The sequence below is a fragment of the Oceaniovalibus sp. ACAM 378 genome (genome assembly GCF_008085915.1).
Taxonomy (GTDB): Bacteria; Pseudomonadota; Alphaproteobacteria; order Rhodobacterales; family Rhodobacteraceae; genus Oceaniglobus.
In genome coordinates, this window is the sequence record NZ_VSJK01000003.1 from 331,529 (window position 1) to 351,864 (window position 20,336).

The window sequence follows — 20,336 nt, forward strand, 5'->3', positions numbered from 1 at the left end:
AAGGACTGTCGTGATGACCACTATCAAGCTTGCCATTGGCAGTATTTTTATCGGCTTCATTGTCCTGGGCCTGAAATCCCTCGCGTATTGGATGACGGGTTCGGTTGCGCTGTTGTCCGATGCGCTTGAAAGCACCGTCAATGTCGCGACGGCGTTCGCCGCTCTCATTGCGATTCGTATCGCGGCGAAACCCGCGGACGCCAACCATCCCTATGGCCACCACAAGGCCGAGTTTTTCAGCGCGGTCCTTGAAGGTGTAATGATCATAGTGGCCGCGCTTTTGATCCTGCGCGAAGCCTATTCGGGCTTTCTGGATCCTGTCGTGGTTAATGCGCCGACTGAGGGGCTTCTTGTGAACCTCGGCGCCACCTTGATCAACGGGTTCTGGGCGTGGATTCTGGTCAGTCGTGGGCGGCGGCAAAAATCTCCGGCGCTGGTGGCGGATGGGAAACATCTGTTTACGGATGTTGTGAGCTCGGTTGGTGTCGCTGCCGGCATTCTTCTTGCAATCGTCACCGGGTGGTGGATCCTCGACCCGGCTCTGGCTGCCCTTGTGGCGGTTCACATCCTTTGGTCGGGTTCGAAAATAATCAAGGACTCCCTAAGCGGTCTGATGGATGAGGCCGTGCCAGACACAACCCTGAACTCTATCCGCGCGATCATCGCATCAGAGGCAGACGGGGCAATGGAGGCGCATGATCTTCGGACACGCCATGCCGGACCGGCGATCTTTATCGACTTCCATCTTGTCATGCCCAGCGAAACGACGGTGTTTGAGGCGCATGAAATCTGTGACCGGATTGAAAACGCCCTGGAGAATGCAGTCCAGGGAGCTCGGATCACGATCCATGTCGAACCGGAACACAAATCAAAGCAGTCCGGAATCATCGTCCTCGATTGAATAAACGTCTCGAAACAGTCGTTTTTGCGGCGCAGGCTCGTAAGCGATGTTCCATCGCTGCGTCGATCTTATCGGGAAGTTTCCCGCCGAAACAATCCCAGAGGAAGCGCCGTCAGACCCCCCGATAGGGTTCGACGTATTGCAGCGCCATGTCCCAGGGAAAGAAAATCCAAGTGTCTTGCGACACTTCGGTGATGAAGGTGTCGACCATCGGCCGCCCCTTGGGCTTGGCATAGACCGTGGCGAAATGCGCCTTGGGGTACAGCGCGCGCACCAGCTCCAGCGTGCGGCCCGAATCGACCAGATCGTCGACGATCAGGATGCCGGTGCCATCGCCCATCAACTCGTGATCGGGCGATTTCAGCACCCGCGCTTCGGACTGGGTCTGGTTGTCATAGGATTTGACGCTCACGGTATCCACGGTGCGGATATCCAACTCGCGCGCAACGATCATCGCGGGGGCCATACCGCCGCGGGTGATGGCGACAACAGCCCGCCAGCCGCCGTCCACGGGACCATGCCCGTCAAGCCGCCAAGCCAGAGCGCGGCTGTCGCGGTGGATCTGATCCCATGAAATGTGGAACCCTTTTTCGTGCGGCAGGCGATCGGTCATGGTGGCAGCCCTCATTTGGCGGTTGAGGGTTTGTAGCGCCGGGCGACGGTTATGGAAAGCTTGGGCTTTGACTTTTGCCAAAGCCCGGCACCGATTTCTTCATGCCGGCACAAGGTTCAGGCTTGTCCCATCGATGCAATGCAGCGCCTGTCCCTTGATGGGCAGGATATGACCCATATGACTGCCACAACGCCGACAGTGCACCTCGATTGAAAACAGTTCGCCCAACTCTGGGGTTCCCTCCAGCAGGGCGTTGAAATTCGGATCCATTGTGGCACCATTCGGACCGTCGATCCCGGCCAGCAGCGAATTCGGTTCGGCGACCCGGAAGAACACCCAGCCTTTGCCGGGGTAAACCCGAAAGATCGATTGATAGAGCGGCAGATCGCACCCTTTGCATTCGAAATGCCCCGCGCGCTTGTCCTCCAACATCGGGCTCGACCCTTCCGGTTCGGTCTTGCCCTCGCGCAGGATGCCAAAGGCAAAATCGCCCAGCTGGGCCCGCCACTCGGCATCCGTTTTGGTGATCTCGTAGGGATACCCGTCCTGCCCGGCAACGAGATCGGCACTGGCGGTGTGCGACATCGTCATTCCCGCAGTTGCGATTGCCGTTCCTTTCAGAAATCGCCGACGATTGAGGGCCTGTTTCATTTGCGGTTCTCCCTTGGCATTTATATCGGTAATCTGAACATGCGAAATTCGCAGGATCAATTCCCGTAACGGAAATGGAGGTCATCAGATTTGACTGGCATCAGTCAGGGCGAGGGTCGCAATTCTAAAATCAGGTAAGTTTAATTACCTTTTGAATTGCTCCAAGATACTTTCCTCGCGGAATGATTGGCCAGCCCGTTCCTTAAAGCGGGCTGGCCGGATATCTGGCCTGCTTCGGGTGTCACTCCCGACGGAGCGCCGCTTCGATCGAGGCCTTGGCGCTTTCGCCGCCGCTGCTTTTGCCGGGATCGTTCAGGATGCCGACGATCTCGACCAGCTGCGCGAGTGTCAACGTCGTTGGATCGGCGTCGATATTGTATGTCTGGAAGGCATTGCCGACATTGGTCTCAATCATCGTAAGACCCGCCTGCATGCCCGCCGCGTCATAGTCCTGGGCCAGAGCAGCGGTTGCCGGCATCATAACCACCAGTGCGAGTGCCAATTTGGAAATCTTCATAGTAATTCCTATCCTGAGTTATACCGAAGGGAAATACACCTCCCGGTTATTCGCCGCATCGAATATCGATGTCATCGAAATCGCATTCCGGATCGGTTGCGGGTTTAACTCTTGCAGACTTGCTGAAGTTAGACCGGAAAGACTGTTCGAATTTCTCGTTGCGGTGAATTCAGGTTAACAAGAATGCTGGAGTAATCAATTCACCTTTGTTCACTCCGCATCAAGTGCGGGTGACAAGTTGTTTCAAAAGTGATCTTCAGGGTGATTGCCAATTTGAATATGTCAATTGGCCGCGATATTATCAAATCGCTGTGTGTTTTGTGAAATATTCGCCAAATTCGAGCAAGATACTGCTGGCCCTGGGGTGTGGCCCCTCAGTCCTTGCTCATATCCGGTGCATCCACGGCCTTCATGCCGACAACATGATAGCCGGCGTCGACGTGCAGGTTTTCGCCGGTGGTTCCCGAGCCGAGATCGGACAGTAGGTACAGAGCGGCCTTGCCGACCTCTTCTTGCGTCACGTTGCGGCGCAGGGGGGAATTGTATTCGTTCCACTTCATGATGTAGCGGAAATCGCCGATGCCGCTGGCGGCCAGTGTCTTGATCGGACCGGCAGAGATGGCGTTGACGCGGATGCCGTCCTTGCCCAGATCCTCGGCCAGATATTTCACCGAAGCCTCAAGCGCGGCCTTGGCCACGCCCATGACGTTGTAATGCGGCATGACCTTTTCGGCACCGTAATAGGTGAGCGTCAGCGCTGACGAGCCGGGGCCCATCAGTTTTTCCGCCCGCTGCATCACGGCAGTGAAAGAGTAAACGGAAATATCCATCGACATGCGGAAATTCTCGCGGGAGGTATCGACATAGCGGCCGCGCAGCTCGTTCTTGTCGGAAAAACCGATGGCATGAACCACGAAATCCAGCCCGCCCCAACGCTGTTTGATCTCGGCGAACAGCGCGTCAAGCGATGCGGCATCACCCACGTCGCAGGGCAGCACGAAATCAGATCCGACTTCGGCGGCAAGCGGTTTCACCCGCTTCAAAAGCGCGTCACCCTGATAGGAAAAACACATCTCGGCGCCCGCATCGCCGCAGGCGCGTGCAATGCCCCAGGCAATGGATTTGTCGTTGGCCAGCCCCATGATCAGACCGCGTTTCCCGGTCATCAATTCGTTGCCCATGTAGCCAAGCCCTTTCCCGAACCCTTACATCTCAAGTCGGTCTAGGGCATTGTCGCGCCATCATCAAGCCGCGCCAGAACGGGCCGGTGAGCAGGGGACAGCACGCCATGACAGACGATTCAAGCATCACAGGCTCCAGCATTTTTGGCGTGGACGATCCCTTTGCGCTGACCCGCGCATGGCTGGACGAAGCCGCGGCCAGCGAAATCGCCGATCCGAACGCCATGGCGCTGTCGACCGTTGCCGCCGATGGGATGCCGAACGTGCGCATTGTGTTGCTGAAAGGAATCGAGGACGACGCCTTTGTCTTCTATACCAATTATGACAGCGCAAAGTCGCAGGAACTGACCCAGAACGGCAAAGCGGCGTTTGTGCTGCATTGGAAAACCCTGAAACGGCAGGTACGCGTGCAGGGTGAGGTCAGCCGGGAAGACGGAGCCAAGGCCGACGCCTATTATAACTCGCGGCCGCTGGACAGTCGGCTGGGTGCCTGGGCATCGCAGCAGTCCCGCCCGCTGGACAGTCGGCAGACCCTTTCCGACGCTGTTGAAACGGCACGCGCCCGGTTTGGTGACAATCCGCCCCGCCCGCCGTTCTGGGGCGGCTTCCGCATCAAGCCGGTTCGATTCGAATTCTGGGCCGACGGCGCGTTCCGTTTGCATGACCGCGAAAGCTGGGAACGTGGCGAGAATGAGCCGGATTGGACCAAGACGCGACTTTATCCTTGATTTTATAGGCTGTTCCGTCGTGTGATGAGATTTTACGGGATACGAATGTGTCCTGAACTCCCTTTTTGCCCGGCAGTTTCGCCGGAGCTCATTTATTTGTTCGACGTCCGGATGCGGCGATTGCGAGGGTTACGTGCAGAACGACGTGATACTTGAAGAGTTTGAGGGTCTGGTAAAGTGGTTCGACCCGTCAAAGGGGTTCGGCTTTGTTGTCTCTGGCGGGATCGACTCGGACATTCTGCTCCATGCCAACGTGCTGCGCAATTTTGGCCAGAGTTCGGTCGCGGATGGATCGCAATTGCGCCTGTTGGTGCAGCGCACCGAGCGTGGGGCGCAGGCGGTCGAAATCCTGTCAATCCATGCTCCGCAACCGTCGGTAACCGATTCGGAGTCGCGGCGCGGTGAAATTTTCGATCCGCTGCTCGTGGGGGGGCCGATAGAACCGGCGCGGGTGAAATGGTTCGACAAGGCCAAGGGATTCGGATTTGCCAATGTATTCGGCAAGCCCGATGATGTTTTCGTACATATCGAAGTCTTGCGCCGGTCCGGGCTGGCCGATCTACAACCCGGAGAAGCGGTGGCGATACGTGTGGTAGACGGCAAAAGAGGCAAACTGGCAACCGAGGTAACGGCATGGGATTCTATCCTGAATGCAGTCGAATGATACGTATTCCGGGCTTGGCCGTGCTGGTCGCTTTGGTCGTTTCGGGTCCGGTCTGGGCCGGGTGCCTGGCCGATTCGGTTGAATTGCGCGGTGACTGGGGATCAGCGCGATTCGGAGTCGAGATCGCCGATGATCCGGATGAACGGTCGCAGGGGTTGATGCACCGCGAAAGCATGGCGAGAAGTCGCGGCATGCTGTTTGTCTATGAAAGCCCGCAACGGGCCTCATTCTGGATGCGCAACACCTTGATCCCGCTCGACATGATCTTTGCCGATCCCACCGGAACTGTCACCCGGGTACATGAAAACGCCGTTCCGCTGGACGAAACGATGATTCCGGGCGGCGACAATGTATTATTCGTGCTCGAGATCAACGGCGGCCTTGCCCGGCGCATGGGAATAGTGCCCGGCAGCCAGCTTCGCCATCCGGCAATTGAACAGAATGACGCCGCATGGCCATGTGACGCGTCTTGACGCTTTCCTTCCCCGCGCGGCGCCTGTAAGGAACCCGTGTCGGGGCGTAGCGCAGCCTGGTAGCGCATCTGTTTTGGGAACAGAGGGTCGTAGGTTCGAATCCTATCGCCCCGACCATTTAGCCGGTTGTCCGGAAATCCAACATCTTTGATCCGGGCAACACCGGCCATCGCGCAGGCGGGAACAACCGGTTGTCCTGTCCGGCAACGGGCCTTGCGCAATATTGCGCGCCCCCCTAAATCACTGGCATGGCCGTACTCGATATCCTGATCCATCCCGATCCCCGTCTGAAAAAGCCCGCCGCGCCCGTGGAGTCGGTCACGCCGGACTTGCGCAGGCTGGCCGATGACATGCTGACCACGATGTACGACGCCCCCGGAATTGGGCTGGCGGCGCCGCAGGTGGGTTTCATGCAGCGTTTGATCGTGGTGGATTGCGTCAAGGAAGAAGGCGCTCCGCCGCGACCGATCGTGATGCTGAACCCGCATGTGACGTGGGAATCGGATGAACGCTCGGTCTATGAAGAGGGGTGTCTGTCGATCCCCGAACAATACGGCGAGGTCGAGCGTCCGGCCGAGGTGGAAGTGAGTTGGCAAGGTCTGGATATGATCGGGCAAAGCGAACGGTTCTCGGGACTTTGGGCGACCTGTGTGCAGCACGAGATCGATCATCTGGACGGTAAGCTGTTCATCGACTATCTGCGCCCGCTGCGCCGGCAGATGATCACCCGCAAGATGGTCAAGCTGAAGCGCGAGCGGTTGCGCGCGTGATTCGCCCGCTGCGGCTGTGGCCCGACCCGGTGCTGAGCCTTGTGTGTCCGCAGGTGACGGTGTTTGACGCGAATCTGCAACGGCTGGCCGATGACATGCTGGAAACGATGTACGCCGCGCAGGGCCGGGGGCTGGCCGCGCCGCAGGTCGGCGAATCGCTGCGGTTGTTCGTGATGGACGTGACATGGAAGGACGCAGAACCCGAGCCCTTGGTCTGCGTCAACCCGGTGATCGTTTCGGCCTCGGACGAGACAACGGCGTTCGAAGAGGGCTGCCTGTCGATCCCCGGCATTCCCGCCACGGTGACACGGCCTGCCCAAATCCTTTTGCGCTGGCAGGATATAAACGGCGCGGGGCACGAGGCGCAGATGACGGGCCTACGGGCCGTCTGTGCGCAGCACGAGCTGGATCATCTGGACGGGATCGTGATTTTCGACCGGATCGACCCGGATTTGCGCGCCACTTTGGAAACAGGATACTTGAACCGATGACCAACCCCGGCTCTGGCCCTCGCCCGTTTGTCCAATGGCCGGACCGGCGGCTGCGCAGCGTGGCCGCACCGGTGGAGGCCGTGAACGATGAGATCCGCGCACTGTGGGATGAGATGATCGAGGCGATGGACGCCATGCCCGGTGTCGGACTGGCCGCGCCGCAGCTTGGGGTGATGCTGCGCCTTGCCGTGATTGATGCGTCCGATGCGCGCGGGCAGGCCGTGTGTATGGCCAATCCCGAAGTGCTGCACGCCAGCGTCACCCTGCGCGAACACGAAGAAGCATCGCCCAATCTCCCCGGAGCCTCTGCCGTCATCGCGCGACCAAGGGCGGTGACCCTGCGCTTTGTGAACCGTGATGGCGAATCCGAGGAACGCGATTTTGTCGGACTTTGGGCGACCAGTGCGCAGCATCAGATCGATCATTTGAACGGCCGGATGTATTTCGACCGGCTCGGACGGATCAAGCGGGACATGCTGCTGAAGCGGGCGTTGAAACGCCGCTGAGGGGGGTACAGAATTTCGTGGAAATTCTGGCCTTCGGCGAGAGTATTTTTACAAAGAAGAAACGGGGAGCTGCACATGCGGATCGTTTTCATGGGAACGCCGACGTTTTCGGTACCGGTGCTCGACGCGTTGGTTGCTGCGGGGCATGAGGTGGCTTGTGTGTACACCCAGCCGCCGCGCCCTGCGGGACGTGGCAAGAAGGACCGGCCCGGCCCTGTGCATGCCCGCGCCGAGGCGTTGGGGCTGCCGGTGCGCCATCCGATCTCGCTGAAAGGTGATGCAGAGCGGGCGGCATTCGCAGCGCTGGGGGCCGATATTGCCGTCGTCGTCGCCTATGGGTTGATCCTGCCGCAGGCGGTTCTAGATGCGCCGGTGCGGGGCTGTCTAAATATTCATGCGTCGCTTTTGCCCCGTTGGCGTGGTGCGGCGCCGATTCACCGCGCAATCATCGAGGGAGACGCCGAAACCGGGGTTTGCATCATGGGGATGGAGGCAGGTCTGGACACCGGACCAGTGCTGCTGTGTGAAAAGACGCCGATTGGTGCTGTCGAGACGACCGGTGATCTGCATGACCGTCTGTCCGGGATGGGTGCGCGTTTGATCGTCGATGCGCTGGAGCGGCTGGACGATCTGCGCCCAGTGCCCCAGCCGGAGGCAGGCGTGAGTTATGCGGCAAAGATCGACAAGGCGGAAGCACGGGTCGACTGGACACTTTCGGCGGTTGCTGTGGATCGGCAGATTCGCGGCCTGTCGCCCTTTCCGGGTGCCTGGTGCGAGGTGGCCGGCGAAAGGGTGAAGCTATTGCGTTCACAGGTTGTGATGGGCTCTGAGGCGCGGTCGGTTCCCGGGCAGGTTCTGGAGGGGTTCACGATTGCCTGCGGAACGGGTGCGGTGCGAATTGATCAGGCCCAGCGGTCGGGCCGACAACCGATGGCGGCGGAAGATGTGCTGCGCGGACTGAGGTTGCCAGCCAAGCTGGACTGACGCGTGCAGTAAGCTGTGTGGGGGAGCCGCGCTCGATCACACAGGCGAAATCACACAGGCAAACCTCGGGTTCAGGCCTTTGCCTTGAACGGTGCCATTCCGGCGCGCGCGAGTTCGTCGGCCTTTTCGTTTTCGGGGTGCCCGGCATGGCCCTTGACCCATTCCCAGGACACTTGATGGCGCTGTTGTGCTTCATCAAGGCGACGCCACAAATCCTCGTTCTTGACCGGTTTCTTCTGCGACGTGCGCCAGCCATTGCGTTTCCAGCCGTGGATCCAGGTGGTGACGCCATTCTTGACATAGGCGCTGTCGGTGATGACGGTGATTTCCGAGGGGCGCGACAGGGATTCAAGCGCATTTATTGCACCCAGCAATTCCATGCGGTTGTTTGTCGTATCCCGTTCGCCGCCGCTCAGCTCTCGTTGCTTGAGGACAGAGCCGCCGTCGCGGGCGATCAGCAACGCGCCCCAGCCACCGGGGCCGGGATTGCCGCTGCACGCGCCGTCAGTGTACGCGGTGATATGGGGCATCGGGCCTCGCAGAAATTGATGTCAAGGTGTGGCGCGGGAGGGTGACCCGGCGGTGTTGTGCCCGACCTAGCCGATCATCGCTGCGGGGGCCAGAGGGGCGTGGTAATTCCCCAAGGATCGTTTGTTACGCCGGTGGCGTTACAGGGGCGGCTTTGACGGATTCGCCGCCAAGGAATGCGCCAATGGTGTTCAGCCGTTCGACATTGTCACAGATCACCTTGAACACGACCAGCAGCGGCACTGCCACCAGCGCCCCGGGAATGCCCCAGAGCCAGCCCCACAGCACAACCGCCAGAAACACCGCGACGCCGTTCATCTCAAGCCGCCGACCGACCAGCCAAGGGGTGAGGAACTGTCCTTCGATTGCCGTCAGAAACACGTAACCCGCAGGAAGCAGCAGCGCGTATCCGATATTGTCGAAGGCTACGATGGCATAGGCCCCGACCATCGCCGCACCGACCAGTCCGCCCAAATAGGGCAGGAAGTTGAGAGTGAAGGCGAGGACCCCCCAGATATAGGGATAGTCCAACCCCATCGCCATCAGGAACGCTCCGACGGCCAGCCCGAGACAGAAATTGATCAGCGTGATGGTCAGCAGATACCGCGATACGTTGCGCTCGATGTCATAGACTGTGGTCAGGGCGCGTTTTTTTTCGCTCATCCGGGGCAGGGCCTGAATCAGTTTGATCAGGAACATTTCTCCCGAGGCGAGCAGGAAGGTGGCCAGAACCATCGATACGCCCATGGTGGCACCGATCCGCCCCAGTGTGCTCATCGCATTGTTCAACAACGACGGTTGTTTCAGGACAACCTCGCGGGTTGCATCCTCGCCCATACGGGCCATGGATTCGACCTCTTCCGTAGCGTCCTTGACGTCCTTTACCGATGACATCAGCCTTGCCAGCTTGACCTTCAGGTCGATTTGAAGCTGCGCGCTGTCGGCCATCAGGGTGTTGACCGCCCCCGCCGACAAACCCGCCGCTCCAACCAGCACAAGGGTCAGCGTCAGGGTCAACAGCACGGCAGCCAACGGTGCTGGGCATCCCGCGCGCTGCATCCCGCGCGCCAGGGGGCGCAGGGTCAGCGCCAAAAGCAGTCCGCCGACGACCGGCAGCAACAGATCGCGCGCCAAAAAGGCCGATGCGAAAAGGGCGAGGATGACAAGCGTGGTCACGCCGCGTCGGATGGATCTAATGTCGCTCACATGGCACCAGCAGGGTTCAGGGTGAAAACCCGGCACGGGGGGCTTGGCGGTTCGAGCCGGACAGATTGACGTCACAGACCAGTGAATGGCCGGATGTCAGAGCAACACCGCAGCGGGAATGCGGTTCCTTCTCGGGTGAAAAAATCCGGATCGAGACTGGCGGATCACAATAATTTTGGTGCTTCAGGCTGCATTGCTTTCGCTTCGAATGACGGTCAGTGACAGGCCGCCGATCACGACGATGGTCAGCATCACGCGCTCCACCAAGGCGGCGTCAGCCCCCGCCGCCAGAACAGCGCGTCCAGCGCCAGCAGCGAAACGCTGCCGAGCCTCCACTGTGCGCGGTCTTGCCATTGGTGCCACAGGGGCGCAATGCGCGGGCACCCTCGGTCGTGACCGTTGCCAGATTAGTGATCAGCGGGCGCTCCAACCGATCTTTGGGGATCGACATGGCGTGTCATGGCGGATCTCGCACCACGACGGGCGACGGTTCCCGTCCGCCGACGGTTGCGCTGAGCCACTACGGCATTCTTGTACCAGCTTGGCCGTCATTGGTGAGCCAGCGCGATCTATAGGAAGGCGAGACGGGGCATCCCAAAGCCAATCCGTTTCACGGGACACTGTCGATCCTAGCCCGATCAACTGAACGCAACCGTGTCAGACGGATTCGCGCAGCACTTTCGGCACCTTGAATTCCACGTTTTCGACGGCGGTTTCCACCTGTTCAACTGTCAGGTCAAAGCGGGCGCCGAAGGCTTCGATCACTTCGTTTACCAGCAATTCGGGCGCGCTGGCCCCGGCTGTGATGCCGATGCTGGTGATCCCGTCCAGCGCCCGCCAGTCGATGTCGATCGCCCGCTGCACCAGTTGGGAGTAGGCGCAACCGGCGCTGCGCCCGACTTCGACCAGCCGTTTGGAATTGCTTGAGTTCGGCGCGCCGATCACCAGTATTGCATCGCATTTCGGTGCCATTGCCTTGACCGCGTGTTGCCGGTTGGTGGTGGCGTAACAGATGTCTTCCTTGTGCGGGCCGACGATGGCGGGAAACCGCGCCTGCAACGCCGCGACGATTCCGGCAGTGTCATCAACCGAAAGTGTGGTCTGGGTGATATAGGCAAGCTGTTGGGGGTCGCGGGGCGTCAGATGCGCCACGTCGTCGGCGGTTTCCACCAACAACACCTCGCCGGGGGGCAATTGGCCCATGGTGCCCAGTGTTTCGGGGTGTCCGGCATGGCCGATCATCACCATCTGCAACCCGTTTGCATGGTGGCGTGCGGCTTCGATGTGAACCTTTGAGACGAGCGGGCAGGTGGCATCGACGTACAGCATCTGCCGCGCTTCGGCGGCGGCGGGTACGGATTTTGGCACGCCATGGGCGGAAAAGATCACCGGGCGGTCCGACGGGCATTCCTCCAGCTCCTCGACGAAGACGGCACCTTTTTCGCGCAGGCTGTCGACGACAAAACGGTTGTGCACGATCTCGTGGCGCACAAAGACTGGCGCGCCCCATTTCTCCAACGCCAGTTCGACAATCCGGATCGCCCGGTCAACGCCAGCGCAAAACCCGCGCGGGGCGGCAAGATACAAGGTGAGCGGCGGTTTGGGCATTGCGGCGGTCCTCGGCAGAGTTCGGATCCCACAGGCAGGCGGGTGCACGCCACAGATAGGGATGGGCGCACGGGGCGTCCAGCCCCGGGCGGAGTGTGACGTGCTCGTCCCTCAAAGGCGGGGGCGGTCTGGACGAGGCTGCACTGTTCCATTTGCAGCCCGATCCGTACCGGAGCAGGTTATTGTCCAGCAATCTCGCGCAGGTTATTTTCTTCGTCGCGAGGATTTTCCCGTGGCGGGCGACCGATCACTTCTTTCAGCTCGTCCAGTTCGATGAAATTATCGGCCTGGCGGCGGAGCTCGTCAGAGATCATCGGCGGTTGGCTGCGAATCGTCGAAACCACGGACACCCGCACACCCGATCGTTGCAGTGATTCAACCAATGGCCGAAAATCGCCGTCGCCCGAAAACAGGACGATGTGATCAACCCGCGGCGCCAGCTCCATCGCATCGACACAAAGTTCGATATCCATGTTGCCCTTGACCTTACGGCGACCCTGACTGTCGGTATATTCCTTGGCCGGTTTCGTGACCATGGTATACCCGTTATAGTGCAACCAGTCGACCAAAGGCCGGATCGGCGAATAGTCGTCATTTTCAAGCAGCGCGGTATAATAGAAAGCGCGCAGTAATTTACCGCGGCGCATGAACTCTTGCCGCAGCAATTTGTAATCGATGTCAAACCCAAGCGACTTGGCAGCCGCGTAAAGGTTTGAACCATCGATGAACAGCGCGAGCCGTTCGTCTCGATAGAACATGAAATATAGCCCTTTCAATGACCTGAACACTGGTTTCCGTGAGCGATAGTGGTAGGCGGTTGTAATTGTGATAGGCGCGTGTACAGGATTGTTAAGTATCTAGGATAAACGGATCGTGTTTAAAACGACATTCAGACCAAAGACCGATATAAATATTTTAATCGCATTGGGGGCGAACACACCCAATGCGGGTCACTCCCTGAGCGAAGCGCTGAACGACGCACTGTCCCAAATCGACACAACCGACTGCCGTTTGACGGGCAAAAGCAGGCTATTTAATACGCCCTGCTTTCCAGAAGGGGCCGGACCAGACTATATTAATGCAGCAGCGGCCTTTCAGACAAGCCTTTCGGCGCAAGAAGTGCTGAATCGGCTGCATTTTGTCGAAAAGGGTGCCGGACGCGAGCGGACCGTCCGTTGGGCCGAACGTACGCTGGACCTTGATCTGCTGGCCTTTGGCGACGCGGTATCCCCTGATCTGGCGACATTTCAGGCATGGCGGGAGTTGCCGCTTGCCCGCCAGAAAACCGAAGCCCCCGACCGCCTGATCCTGCCGCATCCAAGGATGCACGAACGGGCCTTTGTGCTGATTCCCCTGATGGATGTGGCGCCCGACTGGCGGCACCCGGTTTTGGGTCTGACGGTGCGGCAAATGGTGCAGGCGCTGCCCGAGGCCGATAAATCTGCAATTTGTCCGGTCGCCGGCTGACTTCTCGGGGATTTTGTGGTTGTCAAGACTTTTCAGCAGGCATAGACAGGGTGGCTCAGGCATTCCAATGACGAACTGGAGATTCCAATGGCCCGCGTAACGGTCGAAGATTGCGTTGACAAGGTTCCGAACCGGTTCGAACTCGTGATGTTGGCGGCACACCGCGCTCGCGAAATCGCAGCCGGCGATGCGCCGACGGTTGATCGCGACAACGACAAGAACCCTGTCGTTTCCCTGCGCGAGATCGCAGAAGAAACCCAGAAGGCCGACGCCCTGCGCGAACGGATGATCGAAAGCCACCAGACGCAGATCGAGGTCGACGAACCCGAAGAGGATTCGATGGCGCTGTTGATGGGTGGTACACCCGACAAGCCCGCCGAAGACGACATGAGCGAAGAGAAACTCCTGCGCGCCCTTATGGAAGCACAGGGGCAGCAATAACCCCGTGATGGCCCGCGTTGAAAATGCGCGGGGCGCACTTGTGGCGGCGGACCAGATGACGACAGCCGAAGATCTGATCGACCTGGTTCGCGCCTATAACCCGAAATCCAATGCTAATCTGCTGAGACGCGCCTTTGTCTATGGCGCGGGGATGCACGAAGGACAGCTGCGGCATTCGGGTGACCCCTATTTCACCCATCCCGTTGCCGTTGCTGCGGTTCTGGCTGACATGCAGCTGGACGATGCCACCATCGTGACGGCGCTTTTGCACGACACGATCGAAGATACGAAATCGACATTTGGCGATGTCGAAGCGCATTTCGGCAAGGAAATCGCCGAACTGGTTGATGGCGTCACCAAGCTGACCAATCTTCAGTTGAACAGTTCGGAAACCAAACAAGCCGAGAATTTCCGCAAGCTGTTCATGGCCATGTCGCGGGATCTGCGGGTCATTCTGGTAAAGCTGGCCGACCGGCTGCACAATATGCGCACGATCAAGTCGATGCGCCCGGACAAGCAGGCGCAGAAGGCCCGCGAAACGATGGATATCTATGCTCCGCTGGCCGGGCGCATGGGTATGCAATGGATGCGTGACGAGCTTGAGGATCTGGGGTTTCAGGTTCTGAACCCCGAAGGGCGCACCAGCATCATCCGCCGTTTCATCACATTGCAACGGGAAACCGGCGATGTGATCCACAAGATCACCACCGACATCCGTCATGAGTTGGACAAGGCCCGCATCGAAGCCGAAGTGTTCGGCCGGGCCAAGAAACCCTATTCCATCTGGCGCAAGATGGAGGAGAAAAAGCTGTCCTTCTCGCGCCTGTCGGACATCTATGGGTTTCGGGTGATCTGCGCATCAGAGTTTGAATGCTATGTCGCGCTGGGCGCGATTCACCAGCGTTGGCGTGCGGTGCCGGGGCGGTTCAAGGATTATATCAGCCAACCGAAATCGAACGGTTACCGGTCGATCCACACCACTGTGTCCGGACGCGACGGCAAGCGGGTCGAGGTGCAGATCAGGACCCGCCAGATGCACGAGGTCGCCGAAACCGGAGTTGCCGCGCATTGGTCCTATCGCGACGGGATCCGCGTTGAAAACCCGTTTGCGGTTGATCCGGTGAAATGGATTGCCACCCTGACCGAGCGGCTGGACCCCTCGGAAGACAACGAAGATTTTCTCGAGGCGGTCAAGCTCGAGATGTACACCGATCAGGTGTTCTGCTTCACCCCCAAGGGCGAAGTCGTGAAACTGCCGCGCGGGGCGACGCCCTTGGATTTCGCCTATGTGATCCACACAAGGATCGGCGACAGTTGCGTGGGTGCCAAGGTCGATGGAATCCGCGTGCCGCTTTGGACGCGGCTGAAAAACGGCCAGTCGGTTGATATCATCACCGCCGAGGGCCAGCGTCCGCAAGCCACATGGATCGATATTGTGGTGACCGGCCGCGCCAAGACCGCGATCCGCCGGTCCCTGCGCGACGAGGATCGCGAACGGTTCATCAAACTGGGTCTGGAGCTGGCCCGCATCGCCTTTGATCATGTGGGCAAGCGGATGACGGACCGGGCGCTGATCACCGCTGCACGGCGGATGGATTTGCCCAGCAGCGACGAATTGCTATCGCGGCTTGGCTCAGCAGAGATCACCGCGCGCCTTGTGATCGAAACTCTGTATCCCGAACTGATCGCCCATCCCGGAGACGAGATCGAACCGGGGCGCGCGATCGTCGGCCTGTCGCCGAAACAGACGTTCCAGCGCGCCCGCTGTTGCCAGCCGGTGCCGGGCGAACGGATCGTCGGCATCACCTATCGCGGGCGTGGCGTGATGATCCATGCGATCGACTGTCCAATTCTTGGCGAGTTCGAAGAAGAGACGGAACGCTGGGTCGATCTGCAGTGGCATTCCGGGCTGCACCCGGCGGTGCACACCGTGTCCTTCGATATGACGATCAGCAATGACGCCGGTGTCTTGGGCCGGATCTGTACGTTGATCGGCCAACAGAAGGCGAATATATCGGATCTTCACTTCCGCGACCGGAAACCGGACTTTTACCGCCTTATTGTGGATGTAGATCTGCGGGATGTGGAGCATATGCATGCGGTCCGGCAAATGCTTGAGGCCGACAGCGATGTTGCCACGATAACGCGGCATCGGGATCCGGACCTGAAACCCTGAACCAAAGGAAAGTGCGCGACTGTGGTGTTCAAACGACGCACTCCACGCTCCTATCTTCAGACTTTCGCGCATTTCTTTTATCCGCGCGGAGGCTGGATGCGTGCCGGTCAGTATGTTGTGCTGCGGCTGCGCCGTCTTCCCGATCCTGCGCATAAGATCAGCCGGGGCATCGCGGCGGGGGTATTCACCAGTTTTACGCCGCTGTTCGGATTTCATTTCCTTACCGCCGTGACGCTGGCCTGGCTGCTGCGGGGCAACATGCTGGCAGCTTTGCTGGCGACCTTTGTCGGCAATCCACTGACTTTTCCGATCATCGCCACCGTGTCGGTCGAACTGGGCAGCAGGATGCTGGGCAATCCGGGGGGCGTGCCACTCCATGTGGTGCTGTCGTCGTTTTCCTATGCATCTTTGGAGCTTTGGGGAAACCTCAAGGCGATTTTCACTCCAGAACTCACGCATTGGGGGCGGATGGAGTATTTCTTTGACCACATCTTCCTGCCCTACCTTGTCGGCGGCATCATTCCGGGTATCGTCTGTGCGCTGCTGTCCTATTTCGCGTCGCGTCCGTTGTTGGCGGCTTATCAGAAGGCGCGGATCAAGCGGTTGAAGAAGAAATTTGAAAAGCGCCGCGCTTTGATCGAGGCGACGAAACTGAAGGCCGACCTGGAAACGACGTCGGCTGAATCCGGAAGGTAACCGACATGAGCAAGAACCGTCTGCGGCTGGGTGTGAACATCGATCACGTTGCCACGGTGCGCAACGCCCGCGGAGGCGCCTTTCCCGATCCGTTGCGCGGCGCCCGTCTGGCCGAAGAGGCAGGCGCCGACGGGATCACCGCCCACCTGCGCGAGGATCGCCGCCATATCCGCGACGCCGACATAGAAAATCTGGTGGCGAACCTGCGCGTGCCGCTGAACTTTGAAATGGCGGCGACGGCGGAAATGCAGGCGATTGCCCTGCGTCATAAACCCCATGCGGTCTGTCTCGTCCCCGAAAAGCGTGAGGAACGCACAACCGAAGGCGGTCTTGACGTGCTGCGCGACGAATCCGGGCTGGGCAGGTTCATCGCGCCCTTGCGCGATGCGGGGTGCCGGGTGTCGCTGTTCATCGCCGCAGACCCGGCCCAGATCCAGGCGTCAGCACGGATCGGCGCGGCGGTGATCGAACTTCACACCGGGGCCTATTGCGATTTCGATGCCGCGGGAAAGATGGCCGAACGTGACGCCGAACTGGCGCAGCTGCGCGATATGGCGGCACTGGCCGATTCGCTTGGGCTTGAGGTGCATGCGGGTCACGGGTTGAACTTTGAGACAGCGGCGCAGATTGCGGCCTTTCCACAGGTGGCTGAACTGAACATCGGCCATTTTCTGATTGGCGAGTCGATCTTTCTCGGGTTGAAACCGGCCATCGCTGAAATGCGCCGGGTGATGGACGCGGCCCGGAGCGCAATGTGAGAGAACGAAAGACGCCGGAGTGATCCTGGGCATCGGCACCGATCTGGCCAACATCGAGCGTATCGCGGGCGTGTTGGAGCGGCACGGCGACAGGTTTCGCAATCGAGTGTTCACCGAACCCGAAAAGCAGCGCGCCGAGCGCCGGCTCGATCCTGCCGCCACCTATGCAAAACGCTGGGCCGCCAAAGAAGCGTGTTCAAAGGCGCTGGGCACCGGGTTGCGCATGGGGATCGCGTGGCGCGACATGGCGGTGACGAACCTGCCCACCGGGCAGCCGGTCATGGCGGTTACCGGATGGGCGGCTGAACGGCTGGCGGCAATGACCCCTCCGGGCCACCGCTCGATCATCCATGTGACCCTGACCGACGATCACCCTTGGGCACAGGCTTTTGTGGTGATCGAGGCCCTGCCCGATGCCTGAGCGGGCGCTGCCCTTGCCCGGCGCTGCAGCGCGGCAACCTTGACTCCCCCCGGTCCCGGGACCATGAAGCGCGGGAACAATCAAAAGGGCAGGGCATGGCAGCGGCAGAGAAGAAGGACGGCATCCTCGAAACCGTCAAGACCATCGTTTATGCCCTGTTGATTGCGGGTATTTTCCGCACCCTGTTCTTTCAGCCGTTCTGGATTCCGTCGGGCAGCATGAAAGACACGTTGCTGGTCGGTGACTTCCTGTTCGTCAACAAGATGGCCTATGGCTATTCGCAGTATTCCTGTCCGTTTTCGATCTGCCCGATCTCGGGCCGCATCTTCGGGTCCGAACCCGATCGCGGTGATGTCGTGGTGTTCCGCCATCCGGTGACGGGTTCGGATTTCATCAAACGTCTGATCGGCCTTCCCGGCGACCGGGTGCAGGTCAAGGGCGGGGTTCTGTTCATCAACGATGAAGAGGCAAAGCAGGAACCGGCGGGCAAATTTGTCGAGACATTCGAACAACAGGGCCCGATGGGCAGCTTGCCGCAATGCGAGAATGGCGGCGTCGGTCTTGGCGGCGATTGCGAAAAGTCGCGGTACCGCGAAACTCTGCCCGGCGGGGTCAGTCACGATATTCTGAATATCCGCGAAAGCCGTCTGGATGACACGCCGGTCTATACTGTGCCGGCTGGCGAATACTTTTTCATGGGCGACAACCGCGACAACTCGACCGACAGCCGGGTCAGCCAGAACGCCATGGGTGTTGGGTTCGTGCCCTTTGCAAACCTGATCGGACGGGCCGACCGGGTGGTGTTTTCGTCTGCGGGCAAGTCGATGCTGTTCTTCTGGACATGGCGCTCGGACCGTTTTTTCAAGGCGATCGATTGAACCGGGCGTTATGAAATTATCCGCTGATCTTGTGGCATTTGCCGGACGTCTGGGGCATGATTTTGCCACGCCCGATCTGCTGGTACACGCCATTACCCACGGTTCGATCTCATCTGCGACACGGCCCGACAATCAGCGGCTTGAGTTTCTGGGCGACCGGGTGCTGGGTCTTGTAATGGCCGAGGCGCTGCTGGCCGCTGACAGGCAGGCCGCCGAAGGGCAGTTGGCGCCGCGGTTCAATGCACTGGTGCGCAAGGAAACCTGCGCCGACGTGGCCCGTGCCATTGATATCGGTGCGGTGCTGAAACTGGGCCGTTCCGAACAGATGTCAGGCGGGCGGCGCAAGCAGGCGCTGCTTGGTGATGCGATGGAGGCGGTGATTGCCGCCGTATACCTTGACGCAGGTTTTGAGGCGGCGCGCGCCGTGATCCTGCGCCACTGGACCGTGCTGATCGAAAAGGTCGAAACGGACGCCCGTGATGCCAAGACGGCACTGCAGGAATGGGCACAGGCGCGTCGCCTGCCGCCACCTCTTTACACTGAAATTGCGCGCGAGGGGCCAGATCACGCCCCGGTTTTCACCATCGAGGCCCGGCTGATCTCGGGCGAGGCGGAACAGGCCCGCGCCAATAGCAAACGGGCGGCCGAACAGGGCGCGGCGATTGCATTGATGGCCCGGCTGGAGCAAGCGACATGACAACCGAAACGACCCCTGAAATGACCGACAATGAACCGCGCCGTGCCGGATTTGTCGCCCTGATCGGCGAACCGAATGCCGGTAAATCGACACTGCTGAACCGGATGGTCGGCGCCAAGGTTTCGATCGTCACCCACAAGGTGCAAACCACGCGTGCCCGCATCCGTGGCGTGGCGATCGAGGGCGCAGCGCAGATCGTTTTCGTCGATACCCCGGGGCTGTTCAGTCCGCGCCGCCGCCTTGACCGCGCCATGGTCGCCGCCGCATGGAGCGGTGCCGCCGATGCTGACATCACGGTGCTGATGATCGAGGCGAACCGGGGGCTGACCGAAGGCGTCGATTCAATCCTGACCGCGCTGGAAGAACACAAGACAGGTCGGACCGTGCTGGCGATCAACAAGATCGACCGGGTCGAAGCGCCGGTTCTGCTGGCCCTGACCAAGGCGATGAACGACCGCCACCCGTTCGAGGAAACCTTCATGATCTCGGCGGAAAAGGGCCACGGCGTCGACCATCTGCGTCAATGGCTGGGAGGCGCGTTGCCCGAGGGGCCTTGGTTGTACCCCGAGGATCAGATTGCCGATCTGCCCATGCGGATGATCGCGGCCGAAATGACCCGCGAAAAGCTGACGCTGCGACTGCATCAGGAACTTCCCTATGAGTTGACGGTGGAAACCGAAGAGTGGGAAGACCGCAAGGACGGCAGCGCGCGGATTGATCAGGTGATCTATGTCCAGCGCGACGGTCACCGGGGCATCATCCTTGGGAAAAAGGGCGAGACGATCAAGGCGGTCAGTCAGGCCGCCCGCGTCGAGATCGAGGCCTTCACCGGGCGAAAGATCCACCTGTTTCTCAAGGTCAAGGTGCGGCCGGGCTGGCTGGACGAGGCCGCGCGCTATCGCGAAATCGGGCTGGACTACGGCGACTGATCCGGGCCTGTTGCCTGCCACCGCAAAAAGGCGGCGGGTGGGCCTTTTCACG

General features: G+C 60.0%; 26 protein-coding genes and 1 tRNA gene. 18 read left to right on the forward strand and 9 right to left on the reverse strand.

The annotated features are described in order from the left end of the window. The first annotated feature begins 10 nt into the window (after nt 1-10). Nucleotides 11-901 carry a cation diffusion facilitator family transporter gene (locus tag FQ320_RS05585; RefSeq protein WP_305080818.1) on the forward strand — a complete coding sequence of 297 codons (891 nt, stop codon included), beginning with the start codon at nt 11-13 and terminating at the stop codon, nt 899-901. A gap of 112 nt (nt 902-1,013) precedes the next feature. On the opposite strand, the gene gpt is transcribed toward FQ320_RS05585, so the two are convergent. The 4 genes from gpt to fabI form a co-directional block, all read right to left on the reverse strand. After that, a complete protein-coding gene (gene gpt, locus FQ320_RS05590; protein ID WP_148470605.1) occupies nt 1,014-1,514 on the reverse strand; it encodes a xanthine phosphoribosyltransferase in 501 nt (166 codons plus the stop codon). A 99-nt stretch (nt 1,515-1,613) separates the two neighbouring features. Further along, entirely contained in the window at nt 1,614-2,165 is a 552-nt protein-coding gene (locus tag FQ320_RS05595; RefSeq protein ID WP_148470606.1) for a peptide-methionine (R)-S-oxide reductase, read from the reverse strand. A gap of 241 nt (nt 2,166-2,406) precedes the next feature. Further along, nucleotides 2,407-2,682 (reverse strand): hypothetical protein, encoded by a 276-nt coding sequence (locus tag FQ320_RS05600; RefSeq protein ID WP_148470607.1) that lies wholly within the window; start codon nt 2,680-2,682, stop codon nt 2,407-2,409. A gap of 374 nt (nt 2,683-3,056) precedes the next feature. Next, nucleotides 3,057-3,863 (reverse strand): enoyl-ACP reductase FabI, encoded by an 807-nt coding sequence (gene fabI, locus FQ320_RS05605; RefSeq protein WP_148470608.1) that lies wholly within the window; start codon nt 3,861-3,863, stop codon nt 3,057-3,059. A 107-nt stretch (nt 3,864-3,970) separates the two neighbouring features. Here fabI and pdxH point away from each other — a divergent pair, with 107 nt between their 5' ends. From pdxH to fmt, 8 genes are all read left to right on the forward strand, one after another. Beyond that, complete coding sequence (pdxH, locus tag FQ320_RS05610; protein WP_148470609.1) at nt 3,971-4,591, forward strand: pyridoxamine 5'-phosphate oxidase; 621 nt, start codon at nt 3,971-3,973, stop codon at nt 4,589-4,591. Between the two features lie 133 nt (nt 4,592-4,724). After that, nucleotides 4,725-5,255: a cold-shock protein gene (locus FQ320_RS05615; protein WP_148470610.1), complete on the forward strand. Its 531-nt coding sequence runs from the start codon at nt 4,725-4,727 to the stop codon at nt 5,253-5,255. Further along, a complete protein-coding gene (locus FQ320_RS05620) occupies nt 5,252-5,728 on the forward strand; it encodes a DUF192 domain-containing protein (RefSeq protein ID WP_148470611.1) in 477 nt (158 codons plus the stop codon). Before FQ320_RS05615 ends, FQ320_RS05620 begins: the two co-directional genes overlap by 4 nt. Nucleotides 5,729-5,768: 40 nt before the next feature. After that, nucleotides 5,769-5,845, forward strand: a tRNA-Pro gene (locus tag FQ320_RS05625). Nucleotides 5,846-5,976: 131 nt separating this feature from the next. Next, nucleotides 5,977-6,498 carry a peptide deformylase gene (def, locus tag FQ320_RS05630; protein WP_148470612.1) on the forward strand — a complete coding sequence of 174 codons (522 nt, stop codon included), beginning with the start codon at nt 5,977-5,979 and terminating at the stop codon, nt 6,496-6,498. Continuing rightward, on the forward strand, nt 6,495-6,989 hold the full coding sequence (gene def / locus FQ320_RS05635; protein ID WP_255509379.1) for a peptide deformylase: 495 nt from the start codon (nt 6,495-6,497) through the stop codon (nt 6,987-6,989). Before def (FQ320_RS05630) ends, def (FQ320_RS05635) begins: the two co-directional genes overlap by 4 nt. Next, a complete protein-coding gene (gene def / locus FQ320_RS05640) occupies nt 6,986-7,495 on the forward strand; it encodes a peptide deformylase (RefSeq protein ID WP_148470613.1) in 510 nt (169 codons plus the stop codon). The genes def (FQ320_RS05635) and def (FQ320_RS05640) overlap by 4 nt, the downstream gene beginning before the upstream one ends. A 75-nt stretch (nt 7,496-7,570) precedes the next feature. Further along, nucleotides 7,571-8,479 carry a methionyl-tRNA formyltransferase gene (gene fmt, locus FQ320_RS05645; RefSeq protein ID WP_148470614.1) on the forward strand — a complete coding sequence of 303 codons (909 nt, stop codon included), beginning with the start codon at nt 7,571-7,573 and terminating at the stop codon, nt 8,477-8,479. Between the two features lie 71 nt (nt 8,480-8,550). On the opposite strand, the gene rnhA is transcribed toward fmt, so the two are convergent. The 5 genes from rnhA to FQ320_RS05665 form a co-directional block, all read right to left on the reverse strand. Continuing rightward, nucleotides 8,551-9,009 (reverse strand): ribonuclease HI, encoded by a 459-nt coding sequence (rnhA, locus tag FQ320_RS05650; protein WP_148470615.1) that lies wholly within the window; start codon nt 9,007-9,009, stop codon nt 8,551-8,553. Nucleotides 9,010-9,133: 124 nt separating this feature from the next. Then, nucleotides 9,134-10,213, reverse strand: a complete 1,080-nt coding sequence (locus FQ320_RS05655) for an AI-2E family transporter (RefSeq protein WP_148470616.1) — start codon at nt 10,211-10,213, stop codon at nt 9,134-9,136. Between the two features lie 183 nt (nt 10,214-10,396). After that, nucleotides 10,397-10,567, reverse strand: a complete 171-nt coding sequence (locus FQ320_RS25535; protein ID WP_187393780.1) for a hypothetical protein — start codon at nt 10,565-10,567, stop codon at nt 10,397-10,399. Between the two features lie 303 nt (nt 10,568-10,870). Continuing rightward, a complete protein-coding gene (gene ispH / locus FQ320_RS05660) occupies nt 10,871-11,821 on the reverse strand; it encodes a 4-hydroxy-3-methylbut-2-enyl diphosphate reductase (RefSeq protein WP_148470617.1) in 951 nt (316 codons plus the stop codon). Nucleotides 11,822-12,000: 179 nt separating this feature from the next. Then, nucleotides 12,001-12,579 carry an NYN domain-containing protein gene (locus FQ320_RS05665; RefSeq protein WP_148470618.1) on the reverse strand — a complete coding sequence of 193 codons (579 nt, stop codon included), beginning with the start codon at nt 12,577-12,579 and terminating at the stop codon, nt 12,001-12,003. Nucleotides 12,580-12,694: 115 nt separating this feature from the next. On the opposite strand from FQ320_RS05665, the gene folK reads away from it, so the two are divergent. From folK to era, 9 genes are all read left to right on the forward strand, one after another. Next, on the forward strand, nt 12,695-13,288 hold the full coding sequence (folK, locus tag FQ320_RS05670; RefSeq protein ID WP_370513019.1) for a 2-amino-4-hydroxy-6-hydroxymethyldihydropteridine diphosphokinase: 594 nt from the start codon (nt 12,695-12,697) through the stop codon (nt 13,286-13,288). Between the two features lie 87 nt (nt 13,289-13,375). Further along, nucleotides 13,376-13,729: a DNA-directed RNA polymerase subunit omega gene (rpoZ, locus tag FQ320_RS05675; protein ID WP_148470619.1), complete on the forward strand. Its 354-nt coding sequence runs from the start codon at nt 13,376-13,378 to the stop codon at nt 13,727-13,729. Nucleotides 13,730-13,784: 55 nt separating this feature from the next. After that, a complete protein-coding gene (locus tag FQ320_RS05680; RefSeq protein WP_148470713.1) occupies nt 13,785-15,905 on the forward strand; it encodes a bifunctional (p)ppGpp synthetase/guanosine-3',5'-bis(diphosphate) 3'-pyrophosphohydrolase in 2,121 nt (706 codons plus the stop codon). A 24-nt stretch (nt 15,906-15,929) separates the two neighbouring features. After that, nucleotides 15,930-16,601, forward strand: coding sequence for a DUF2062 domain-containing protein (locus FQ320_RS05685; RefSeq protein WP_370513020.1), 672 nt, complete (start codon nt 15,930-15,932; stop codon nt 16,599-16,601). 5 nt (nt 16,602-16,606) lie between these two features. Beyond that, entirely contained in the window at nt 16,607-17,359 is a 753-nt protein-coding gene (locus FQ320_RS05690) for a pyridoxine 5'-phosphate synthase (protein WP_148470621.1), read from the forward strand. A 19-nt stretch (nt 17,360-17,378) separates the two neighbouring features. Beyond that, nucleotides 17,379-17,780, forward strand: a complete 402-nt coding sequence (gene acpS, locus FQ320_RS05695) for a holo-ACP synthase (RefSeq protein ID WP_148470622.1) — start codon at nt 17,379-17,381, stop codon at nt 17,778-17,780. 95 nt (nt 17,781-17,875) lie between these two features. Continuing rightward, on the forward strand, nt 17,876-18,658 hold the full coding sequence (lepB, locus tag FQ320_RS05700; protein ID WP_148470623.1) for a signal peptidase I: 783 nt from the start codon (nt 17,876-17,878) through the stop codon (nt 18,656-18,658). Nucleotides 18,659-18,668: 10 nt separating this feature from the next. Continuing rightward, nucleotides 18,669-19,355 (forward strand): ribonuclease III, encoded by a 687-nt coding sequence (rnc, locus tag FQ320_RS05705; RefSeq protein WP_148470624.1) that lies wholly within the window; start codon nt 18,669-18,671, stop codon nt 19,353-19,355. Beyond that, nucleotides 19,352-20,284: a GTPase Era gene (gene era, locus FQ320_RS05710; protein ID WP_370513021.1), complete on the forward strand. Its 933-nt coding sequence runs from the start codon at nt 19,352-19,354 to the stop codon at nt 20,282-20,284. The genes rnc and era overlap by 4 nt, the downstream gene beginning before the upstream one ends. Nucleotides 20,285-20,336 lie beyond the last annotated feature (52 nt).